Raw genomic sequence first — 8,980 nt, 5'->3', positions numbered from 1 at the left:
CGAAGGCAAGGCGCCTCTCCGAAGGAAGCGCCGTCTGCAATGGCTCTTACCTTTTAGTTGTTCTAAAGAGACCGATTTGGTGGACCTAACGATATTCGAACTCCTGACCTCCTCGATGCGAACGAGGCGCGCTACCAACTGCGCCATAGGCCCTTACGTCTTCAACATTATCACGCGTCTCGGGCCCCGCTTGCACCGGCAGGATGGAGGCATGAGCCCCACCCCTGCTGACATCGATGTCGTTCGCAACGTCCGGCTGTGGTCGCACCCGAGCGACGCGGTCGATCTCCGTATCGCCGGCGGGATGATCGGCGCGGTCACGCCGACGTCCGACGTCACCGCCGTGGACACCGCCGGGAACGTCGTCAATGGACACGGACTGCTCGCCCTGCCCGGTCTCGTCAACGCGCACGCGCACATCGACAAGTCGTGGTGGGGACTGCCATGGCAGTCCTACGGCGGTGAGGGGACGACCGAGGGCCGCATCCGTCACGAGCGGGCCCACCGCGACGAGATCGGGATGCCGTCGGCAGAGATCACCGGCAACGTCCTCGAGCAGTTCGTGACCCACGGCACCACCGCGATCCGCACGCACGTCGACGTCGATCTGGGGCTCGAACTGCGCGGCATCGAGGCCGTGCGTGAGGCCGTCGCCGGCTACGACGGTGCCCTGGCCGTCGAGATCGTGGCGTTCCCGCAAGACGGGGTGCTGCGCCGCCCCGGCGTGCTCGCCCTCCTCGACCGCGCCGCGCGGGAAGGCGTCGAGCATATCGGCGGGCTCGACCCGGCCACGATCGACCGCGATCCCGTCGGACAGATCGACGCCCTGCTCGCACTGTCTGCCGACCATGGCGTCGGCGTCGACATCCACCTGCACGACCCCGCCGAGCTGGGGGCTTTTCAGGTCGAGCTCATCCTGGAGCGCGTCGAGCGGTTGGGGCTGCACGGCCGTGTCAACGTCGCACACGGCTTCGCGGTCGCTCAGCTCGACGGCTTCCGACGCCGCGACCTCCTCGCGCAGATGGCCGCACTCGGCGTGACGATGACCACCGTCGCGCCGCTCCGGCTCCCCCAGCTCCCGTTGCACGAGCTCGATGCGGCCGGTGTCGCCTTCGGGTTCGGCACCGACGGCATCCGTGACCTGTGGAGCCCCTACGGCACCGGAGACCTCCTCGGTATCGCCTGGCAGTACGCGCGCGCGTCGAGCATCGTGCGCGACGACGACCTCCTCCGTGTCGTCGAGATCGCGACGGGCGCCTCCGCCCGCTTCGCCGGCCTGGCGACGAATCGACTGCAGGCAGGAGACCGCGCCGACATCGTGCTCGTGGATGCCGAGAACGCCATGGACGCCCTCGTTCGCACGCCGCGACGCGAGGTCGTCATCGGCCGCGGACGCCTCCTGGTCGGCTGAGCCGACCGGTCGGTGTCATCAGCCGGTGCTACTGACCGGAGGCGCGGCGTTCCAGCAGGCGGCGCACATGAGCCTCGATGGCGGCGTCGCCCGCGGCCGCTCCGCCGACGAGCTCGTCGTCGTGGGCCGCAGGCCGCGGCTGCAGCGTGACGGGACGCTGACGCTCGGCACGCGCGCGCATCGCTTCCTCGACGGCGCCGCGACGCAGCGCTTCACGGGCGTCCGCCTCGTCGAGCACCGCGGCGGCACGTGAGCCGGCCGACACGGTGAGCGGCCGCGGAAGCTCTCGCGGCACCCACGAGCTGCGCTCGGCGTCCAGAGCCACGTCCTGCACGTCGGCTGCGACGCGTTCGATCGGCGCGACCGCCTCACGGACGACCACGCGACGCTGCACGCGCGACATCCGCTGCAGCAGCAGGGCGCAGCTCACGAACAGCACCCCGGCCAGCCAGAGCATCAGCTGCGCGCCGGTCGTGGCCAGCTGCACGCCGCCCCACGCGCCCAGCGCGAGAGCGGCGACGGCGACGAGAGTGACGACGAGGCGTGCCCGCCGACGAGCCTGGGCACGACGGATCTCGGGACGCGCGCGCTCGCGAGCGGCCGCACGCGCGGCGGCCTCGCGGGCGGCCGCGGCCTCGGCGCGCGCCTGCAGTTTGGTGACTTCGAGCTCGGCGCGTACGCGGGCGAGCTCGGCCTGCTCGCGCTCTGTCTGGGCCTGACGGGCCAGTCGCTGCTGGGCCATCGCCGTGCGCGCGTTGAGCTCGAGCCGCACTTCCTGCGGGGTCTCACTGGTCTCGGCGAGTACACGCAGCGCCTGATTCAACCGCACCGCGTTGCGCTCAGCGGCATTGAACTGGTGTCGGCCGTGCCACGACGGCAGAAGGTAGATCATCCACAGCGCCACGGCGACGAGGACGACCACGCCGCCGCCGAGAACCTGTCCACCCATGTCCCCCACGGTAGGGCCGAGGCGACGCGATCGGGCGACATCCGACCGCGTGTCTGACCTTCATGTCGAACCTGAAGGTTTCGCGGCCTCCTGCCGCGCTGCGACGGGTCAGCCGGCGGGGCGGTCGGTGAGCGGCACGGTCGCCGCACTCTCGGGCGCGCGACCCTGCAACCACCGCTGCAGCACGCCTTCGGGAACCTCCTCGCGCACCAGCGCGAACGCGTAGTGGTCGCGCCAATCGCCCGCGATATGGATGAATCGCCGCCGCAGCCCCTCGTAACGGAAGCCCAGCTTCTCGACGACCCGCAGACTCGCCCGATTCTCCGGACGGATGCAGATCTCCATGCGGTGCAGCCCGAGCTCACGGAAGCACACGTCGGTCGCCAGGGCGACCGCGGTCGGCGTGATGCCCCGGCCGGCGAACCGCTCGCTCACCCAGTACCCGATCGTCGCCGACGACAGCGACCCGCGGGCGATTCCCCAGACGTTCAGCTGTCCGGCGAGCTCGCCGTCGTACTCCATCACGAAAGGCACGCCGCCACCGTCGCGGTACTGCTGCAGCAGGCGACGGATGCCGAGGCGCATATCGAACGAGACGGGACCGTCGGGGCTGGTCGCCTCCCACGGGCGCAGCCACGAACGGTTGCTCATCAACTCCGACTGCAGCACGCGCGCGTCGCGCTGCTTGATGAGTCGGATCGCGATCGGACCGTGCTCACGGGGAGCCGTCAGTTCCATCGGCACCCCTCACCTCGGCCGCTCAGGATCAGCGTCAGAGCTTCTCCGCAAAGTCCTTCAACCAGGGCCGCAGCTCCGGACCGAGATCGTCGCGGTCGGCGGCCAGCTGCACGATGGCCTTGATGTAGTCCACCCTATCGCCGGTGTCGTAGCGGCGACCGCGGAACACGACGCCCAACACGCCGTCGGTAACGGCCAGCTCCTGGAGGGCGTCGGTGAGCTGGATCTCGCCGCCCTTGCCCGGCTCGGTGCGCTCGAGGATGTCGAACACGCCCGGTGTGAGGACGTACCGACCGATGACGGCGTAGTTGGAGGGGGCATCCTCCTTCTTCGGCTTCTCGACGAGGCCCGTGACGCGGACCACATCGGGATCGTCGGTGGGCTCGACGGCGGCGGCCCCGTACAGGTGGATGTGGTCGGGGTCGACCTCCATGAGGGCGATGACCGTGAGGCCGGACGCCGCGTTCTCCGCCAGCATCTTCGACAGCAGCTCGTCGCGCTCGTCGATCAGGTCATCGCCGAGCATGACCGCGAAGGTCGCGTCTCCGACGTGGTGACGGGCGCGCAGCACGGCGTGGCCGAGACCCTTCGGCTCGCCCTGGCGGACGAAGTGGATATCGGCGAGCTCCGTCGAGCGCTGCACACTGAGAAGCTTGTCGTGCGCACCCTTGGTGAGCAGGTTCGACTCGAGCTCGGGCACGGAGTCGAAGTGGTTCGAGATGTTGTTCTTGTTGCGCCCCAGGATGATCAGCACGTCATCGATACCCGCCGCCACCGCCTCTTCGACGACGTACTGGATGGCCGGCTTGTCGACGACGGGCAGCATCTCCTTCGGCATCGCCTTGGTGGCGGGAAGGAACCTCGTGCCGAGACCCGCAGCGGGAATGACGGCCTTGATCGCAGGAGCTGACATGACCCACACCCTACCGGCGCGCACCACCGCGCCCGTGACCGTCGCGGTCGTGCATGTCGGTGCGCCGCCTACAATCGGACCATGACCGACGGCATCGACGATGCGAAACGCGCACTGCGCGCCGACCTCCGCGAGCGCCGTCAGCAGCGTTCCGAAGCGATGCGCTCCGCCGACGCCGCCGGCGTCAAGACTCAGCTCGACGCGCTGATCGCCCGCACCGGCGCACGCTCGATCTCCTGCTTCCTTTCTGCTCCGACCGAGCCGGGCACGCACGAGTTCGTCGCCGACGCCGTCGCGCGCGGCATCCGGGTGCTGCTGCCGATCACTCGCGCCGACGGACTGCTGGACTGGGTGGTCGCCGAACCCGGCGCCGACATTGCGGAGGGCCTGTTCGGCATGCCCGAACCGGTCGGCGAGGTGCTGAGTCCGCTGGCCGTCAACGATGTCGATCTGCTCGTGATCCCCGCCGCTGCCGTCGACCGTTCCGGCATGCGCCTGGGATGGGGACGGGGCTACTTCGACAAGACCCTCGGTTCGATGCAGCACTGCCCGCCCGTCTATGCCGTCGTCTTCGACACCGAACTGCTGGACGAGGTTCCCCGCGACCTCCACGACCAGCCGGTCACCGGTGTCGTGACCCCCACCCGCACCGTCGACCTCGCGTCGCCGCAACGCTGAGCCCTTCCCGGAGGAGACCATGCCCACCTACGCCTATGCCTGCACGCAGTGCGGACACCGCTTCGACGCCGTGCAGTCCTTCTCGGATGCCGCATTGACGCAGTGTCCCGAGTGCGGCGGTGCGCTGCGCAAACAGTACGGATCCGTCGGGGTCACCTTCAACGGTTCCGGCTTCTACCGCACCGACTCGCGTTCGTCCACCTCCGGCGGGGGCGCTGGCGTCGGCGCATCGACTTCGACATCATCGAAGTCCGAGGCGAAGTCCTCGCCCGCTTCGTCGGGGTCGTGACCGGCGCACGCCGGAGAATCGGAGGAACCGTGATCAAGGGCTTCAAAGACTTCATTATGCGCGGCAACGTCATCGACCTCGCGGTCGCTGTCGTGATCGGTGCCGCGTTCACCGCCGTCGTGAACGCGATCGTGGCGTCCATCATCACCCCGCTCATCGAGGTGTTCTGGAAGCCGGGCGACAACGGTGTTCCCGGCATCCCGGTTCCCGCGGTCTGGGGCGGAACGGTCACCTTCCCGATCGGCGACCTGGTCAGCGCCCTCATCAGCTTCCTCGCGGTGGCCATCGTGGTCTACTTCGTGTTCGTGTTCCCGATGAACGCGTGGAAGGAGCGTCAGGCCGCCAAGGCCGGCGTCCCCGAAGACAAAGAGGAGAAGCTGCCGACCGAGCAGGAGCTGCTCATCCAGATCCGCGACCTGCTGGAGAAGAACTCCGCCGCGCGCTGAGCGCGTTTCGACTCGTCGCTCTTCCGGTCGGTGAGCGAGCGCAGCGCGTCGAAACGCCCCTAGTAGTGCGGCGGCACGTCGCGCCGCAGCCGCTCATCGTTGGGTCCTGATGCCCCGTCCCCCGCAGGGGGCGGGGCATCGTCGCGTGCGACGGGGACGTCGGGCGAGGGATCGGTGCCGGGCGCCGGCGTCAGCCGTGCCCGCCGCGCCCCCCGCACGCGCTCGACGCGCTGGCGGCTCTCGTCTGCCACGGGGATCAGCGCAGATCGAGTGGTTCGGTCACGGTCTCGGCGCGCGGCGTCTCGGGCGAGGCGCCGAGGATGGCCGCGATCCGTCCCGCGACCCCGGCCGGGTCGCTGTACAGGTCGAAGGCGTGCACGCGCACGTAGTGCCATCCGAGACGGCGCAGCACCTGGGGGCGCAGTCGCAGGCTCTCACGCAGCGTCTCCCCCATGCTGTCGGCGTCGCTCTCCACGACGACCGCCTTGCCACGGTGCTGCGCGACCAGGGGAAGGAGGCCCCGGTAGTTGACGTCCACGGCGATGCCGAGTGCGCGCAGGTGACCGGCGAGGGCCAGCGTGAGCGGATCGGCGAGGTCTTCGAGCCGGGACTCACGGGCGCGGGCGGCGATGCCGCCGAGGATCGACATGAGCGTCGCCGCACCGGACTCCAGGCGTCCCTCGTCGAAGGCCGAGGGACGGATCGACGAGACGATGACCATCGAGCGACGTGCGCGGGTCATGCCGACCGTGAGCAGGCGCTCTCCGTCGGGACCCGACAGATCGCCGAAGTCGCTCAGCACCCGGCCGTGCTTGGTCAGCCCGAATCCGAGGGAGAAGACGACCCGGTCGCGACTCTCCGCCACCGATTCCTCGAGTCCGAGCACCGCGAACGGCTCCTGGATCTGCCCACTCAGGAGCTGCTGACCGCCCTGTTCGTCGAGCTCGCGGCATCCGATCGTTCCGTGCTCATGACGACGCACGACATCGCCGGCGCGCTGGCGGCGTGCGATCGCATCGCCCTCCTCGACACGTGCATCGTCGCCGACGGCGCGCCGGCGACCGTCGCGGGCGACACCGCGACGTGGGCGCGGACGTTCGGCGTCGGCGCGGACAGTGCTTTCCTGCGGGTGCTGGAGACGGTGCGATGAGCCCGCTCGACTTCCTCGCCGACCTGCTCAACCCGCAGCTGGCCTTTCTGCCGAAGGCGCTGATCGTGGCCGTCGTCTCCGCGCTCGTCTGCGGCGTGGTGGGCACGTTCGTCGTTCTCCGCGGCATGGCGTTCATCGGGGATGCCGTCGCGCACGCCGTCTTCCCGGGGCTCGCGATCGCCTTCGTCGTCTCGGGCGACCTCGTGCTCGGCGGGACGATCGCGGGCGTCGTGACGGCGGTGCTCGTCGCCGTGTTCTCCCAGAACCGGCGGGTGAAGGAGGACTCCGTGATCGGCATCTTCTTCGTCGGGGCGTTCGCCCTGGGCATCGTCGTGATCTCGCAGGCGCCCGGCTACGCCGGTTCGCTGCAGCAGTTCCTGTTCGGGTCGATCACCGGCATCCGCGACGAGGACCTCTGGGTCGTGTCGATCACCGCCCTCATCGTGCTCGTCGCGATGTTCGCGCTGCACAAGGAGTTCGTCGCGACGAGCCTCGACCGCGAGTCGGCGCGCGCGCTCGGCGTCGCGGTGTTCTGGGTCGACCTGGCGCTCTACGTGCTCGTCACGCTCGCCGTCGTCATCAGCGTGCAGACGATCGGCAACGTTCTCGTGCTGGCCCTGTTGATCGCCCCCGCCGCGACGGCCCGGATGCTCACCGACCGCCTCGCCGCCATGATGGCGCTCGGGCCGGTCATCGGCGGCCTCGCGGCGGTCGTCGGCCTGTACGTCTCGTGGTCGTGGGACTTGCCCGTCGGCGGCACGATCGTGCTGGTGCTGCTCGCGTTCTTCCTCGCCGCGGTGTTCCTCGGTCCCCGCCAGGGCGTCTGGGCGTGGGTCGGACGGCGGAGGGTGCGGGCTGCATGAGCGACGAGTTCTCGCGCCTGCTGGCCCCCGCCGAGGGGGAGGACGGCGGCGATCGGCTCGCGGACACGACTTCGCGCGCGCCCCGGCGGGCGGCCCTCGTCGGCGCGGCGCTGACCCTCGCCGCCCTCGTTGCGTTCGTCGGCGTGCTGTGGACCGGCGCCGCGCGCCCGGGGGCCGCGCCCGCGATCGCCGACCCGGCCGCCGACCCTGCGCCCGCGGCATCCGTCGCGGCGTCGCCGACCGTCTCGCCGCGCCCCTCACCGTCGGCGACGCGCGCAGCCCGCGCCGCGATCTCCACGCTCGCCGATCCCTCGTGGGTGCAGCGGATCGCGGCGCGCACCGGCATCCCACCCCGTGCGCTCGCCGCGTACGCGGGCGCGGCGCTGCGCATGCAGACCCTGCATCCCGGGTGCGGCCTGGGCTGGAACACCCTCGCCGGGATCGGCGAGGTCGAGTCCGGGCACGGCACGATCTTCGGCGGCGCGATCGGTGCGGACGGGGTGGCGCGGCCGCGGATCATCGGGATCGCGCTGGACGGCACCTCCTCGCTCGCGGTGCCCGACACCGACGGCGGCGCGCTCGACGGCGACACCCGGTGGGACCGTGCGCTGGGGCCGCTGCAGTTCATCCCGGAGACATGGGCGCGCGACGGCCGCGACGGCGACGGCGACGGGCGGGCCGACGTCGACGCGATCGACGACGCCGCGCTCACCGCCGCCGACTACCTGTGCCGCGCCGGGGGCGATCTCGCCGACCCGTCCTCCTGGATCCGCGCCGTCGACGCCTACAACCCCTCGATCGACTACAACCACCGCGTCGCCGCCGCGGCCGACGAGTACGCGGCACTGGCCGGCTGAGCGGCGCCGGCCGGCTGAGCGGCGCCCCTCAGCCGACCGCGTTCCACCGCAGCCGCGGGCCGTCGGCGTCGACGCCGGCCAGCACGTCGTCGACGGCGGCGACGGGGAAGGTCGTGATCAGCCGCGTCGACCCGCCGCTCGTGAGCGCATAGGCCAGGGCAACGGCGCCGGATGCCGCGGACCGGTCGACCGCGATGATCGCCTCTGTGCCGCCGAGCTGCTCGCGCCGGACGGCTGCCCGTGCGAGCAGCTCGGCCATCGCCGCCGTCACCCGCGTCAGCAGGGTCTCGCCCGTCGGCAGCGCCCACGGCAGGAAGGCGTCGGCCGCGAGCCCGTAGGCCCGGGCGAGCGCGCCGTCGAGCCAGCGATCACGCTTGAGGCCGTAGGGCGTCGGTGTCGTCGACAGCAGGTAGCCGTAGACGTGCAGCAGTCCCGCGTTGCCGATCGGGAAGCGGGCGTCGATGCCGGCGCGCTCGTGGAGCGCCCTGAAGACCGACGCCGCGACCACGGATGTGCCCGTGTTCTCGTCGATGACCGTGGACAGTCCCCATGCGTCGAATCGGCGCGCGGCGGCGTCGGCGTCGATCGAGGTGCCGAGCCACGGGAGGATGTCGAAGGCGGCCGCGGGATCGCCCGTGGCGAGCGCGGCCGCGGCGTCGAGTCGCGAGAGCTCCCCGCCACTTTAC

At 70.9% G+C, this 8,980-nt stretch carries 12 protein-coding genes, 1 tRNA gene and 1 pseudogene; 7 read left to right on the top strand and 7 right to left on the bottom strand.

The features are described 5' to 3' along the window. Window positions 1–77: 77 nt before the first annotated feature. A tRNA-Ala gene (locus I5I_RS02965) sits at window positions 78–153 on the bottom strand. Window positions 154–211: 58 nt separating this feature from the next. On the opposite strand from I5I_RS02965, the gene I5I_RS02960 reads away from it, so the two are divergent. Next, window positions 212–1,411, top strand: coding sequence for an amidohydrolase family protein (locus tag I5I_RS02960; protein WP_036316307.1), 1,200 nt, complete (start codon window positions 212–214; stop codon window positions 1,409–1,411). A 28-nt stretch (window positions 1,412–1,439) separates the two neighbouring features. On the opposite strand, the gene I5I_RS02955 is transcribed toward I5I_RS02960, so the two are convergent. From I5I_RS02955 to galU, 3 genes are all read right to left on the bottom strand, one after another. Continuing rightward, window positions 1,440–2,360: a hypothetical protein gene (locus I5I_RS02955; protein WP_036316305.1), complete on the bottom strand. Its 921-nt coding sequence runs from the start codon at window positions 2,358–2,360 to the stop codon at window positions 1,440–1,442. A gap of 108 nt (window positions 2,361–2,468) precedes the next feature. Next, complete coding sequence (locus tag I5I_RS02950) at window positions 2,469–3,098, bottom strand: GNAT family N-acetyltransferase (protein WP_036316303.1); 630 nt, start codon at window positions 3,096–3,098, stop codon at window positions 2,469–2,471. Window positions 3,099–3,132: 34 nt separating this feature from the next. Beyond that, entirely contained in the window at window positions 3,133–4,011 is an 879-nt protein-coding gene (gene galU, locus I5I_RS02945) for a UTP--glucose-1-phosphate uridylyltransferase GalU (protein WP_036316299.1), read from the bottom strand. A gap of 81 nt (window positions 4,012–4,092) precedes the next feature. Here galU and I5I_RS02940 point away from each other — a divergent pair, with 81 nt between their 5' ends. Genes I5I_RS02940 through mscL form a run of 3 tightly spaced genes read left to right on the top strand, consistent with a single transcriptional unit; the run spans window position 4,093 to window position 5,424 of the window. After that, entirely contained in the window at window positions 4,093–4,689 is a 597-nt protein-coding gene (locus I5I_RS02940; protein ID WP_016464579.1) for a 5-formyltetrahydrofolate cyclo-ligase, read from the top strand. A 19-nt stretch (window positions 4,690–4,708) separates the two neighbouring features. Continuing rightward, window positions 4,709–4,978 carry an FmdB family zinc ribbon protein gene (locus tag I5I_RS02935; RefSeq protein WP_036316296.1) on the top strand — a complete coding sequence of 90 codons (270 nt, stop codon included), beginning with the start codon at window positions 4,709–4,711 and terminating at the stop codon, window positions 4,976–4,978. A gap of 29 nt (window positions 4,979–5,007) precedes the next feature. After that, complete coding sequence (mscL, locus tag I5I_RS02930) at window positions 5,008–5,424, top strand: large conductance mechanosensitive channel protein MscL (RefSeq protein WP_036316295.1); 417 nt, start codon at window positions 5,008–5,010, stop codon at window positions 5,422–5,424. 59 nt (window positions 5,425–5,483) lie between these two features. On the opposite strand, the gene I5I_RS16240 is transcribed toward mscL, so the two are convergent. Both I5I_RS16240 and I5I_RS02925 read right to left on the bottom strand, forming a co-directional pair. Continuing rightward, window positions 5,484–5,675 (bottom strand): hypothetical protein, encoded by a 192-nt coding sequence (locus I5I_RS16240; RefSeq protein ID WP_083867912.1) that lies wholly within the window; start codon window positions 5,673–5,675, stop codon window positions 5,484–5,486. Between the two features lie 5 nt (window positions 5,676–5,680). After that, a pseudogene (locus I5I_RS02925) lies at window positions 5,681–6,322 on the bottom strand (AAA family ATPase); the annotation flags it as partial. Window positions 6,323–6,394: 72 nt separating this feature from the next. Between I5I_RS02925 and I5I_RS16680 the strand changes: the two are divergent. The 3 genes from I5I_RS16680 to I5I_RS02910 are packed head-to-tail and all read left to right on the top strand — an operon-like array spanning window position 6,395 to window position 8,294. Then, the gene (locus I5I_RS16680) at window positions 6,395–6,574 is read left to right on the top strand and encodes a hypothetical protein (RefSeq protein ID WP_148285475.1); all 180 of its coding nucleotides are present in this window, start codon (window positions 6,395–6,397) and stop codon (window positions 6,572–6,574) included. After that, a complete protein-coding gene (locus tag I5I_RS02915) occupies window positions 6,571–7,437 on the top strand; it encodes an anchored repeat-type ABC transporter permease subunit (RefSeq protein WP_036316288.1) in 867 nt (288 codons plus the stop codon). The genes I5I_RS16680 and I5I_RS02915 overlap by 4 nt, the downstream gene beginning before the upstream one ends. Continuing rightward, window positions 7,434–8,294, top strand: a complete 861-nt coding sequence (locus I5I_RS02910) for a lytic murein transglycosylase (RefSeq protein WP_051039452.1) — start codon at window positions 7,434–7,436, stop codon at window positions 8,292–8,294. The genes I5I_RS02915 and I5I_RS02910 overlap by 4 nt, the downstream gene beginning before the upstream one ends. 28 nt (window positions 8,295–8,322) lie before the next feature. On the opposite strand, the gene I5I_RS02905 is transcribed toward I5I_RS02910, so the two are convergent. Further along, window positions 8,323–8,802 carry an amino acid deaminase gene (locus I5I_RS02905; protein ID WP_239639998.1) on the bottom strand — a complete coding sequence of 160 codons (480 nt, stop codon included), beginning with the start codon at window positions 8,800–8,802 and terminating at the stop codon, window positions 8,323–8,325. Window positions 8,803–8,980 lie beyond the last annotated feature (178 nt).

Origin of the sequence: Microbacterium sp. B24, assembly GCF_000333415.1 — a bacterium.
GTDB lineage: Bacteria > Actinomycetota > Actinomycetes > Actinomycetales > Microbacteriaceae > Microbacterium.
Note: the sequence above shows the minus strand (reverse complement) of the source record. Positions and strands in the feature narration are given on the sequence as shown.

Bases quoted from the DNA above. Each gene is read 5' to 3' on its own strand.
- I5I_RS02910 (WP_051039452.1), top strand. From the start codon at position 7,434: ATGAGCGACGAGTTCTCGCGCCTGCTGGCCCCCGCCGAGGGGGAGGAC.
- I5I_RS02935 (WP_036316296.1), top strand. From the start codon at position 4,709: ATGCCCACCTACGCCTATGCCTGCACGCAGTGCGGACACCGCTTCGAC.
- I5I_RS02960 (WP_036316307.1), top strand. From the start codon at position 212: ATGAGCCCCACCCCTGCTGACATCGATGTCGTTCGCAACGTCCGGCTG.
- I5I_RS02955 (WP_036316305.1), bottom strand. From the start codon at position 2,360: ATGGGTGGACAGGTTCTCGGCGGCGGCGTGGTCGTCCTCGTCGCCGTG.
- I5I_RS16680 (WP_148285475.1), top strand. From the start codon at position 6,395: ATGACGACGCACGACATCGCCGGCGCGCTGGCGGCGTGCGATCGCATC.
- I5I_RS02940 (WP_016464579.1), top strand. From the start codon at position 4,093: ATGACCGACGGCATCGACGATGCGAAACGCGCACTGCGCGCCGACCTC.
- I5I_RS02915 (WP_036316288.1), top strand. From the start codon at position 6,571: ATGAGCCCGCTCGACTTCCTCGCCGACCTGCTCAACCCGCAGCTGGCC.
- I5I_RS02950 (WP_036316303.1), bottom strand. From the start codon at position 3,098: ATGGAACTGACGGCTCCCCGTGAGCACGGTCCGATCGCGATCCGACTC.
- galU (WP_036316299.1), bottom strand. From the start codon at position 4,011: ATGTCAGCTCCTGCGATCAAGGCCGTCATTCCCGCTGCGGGTCTCGGC.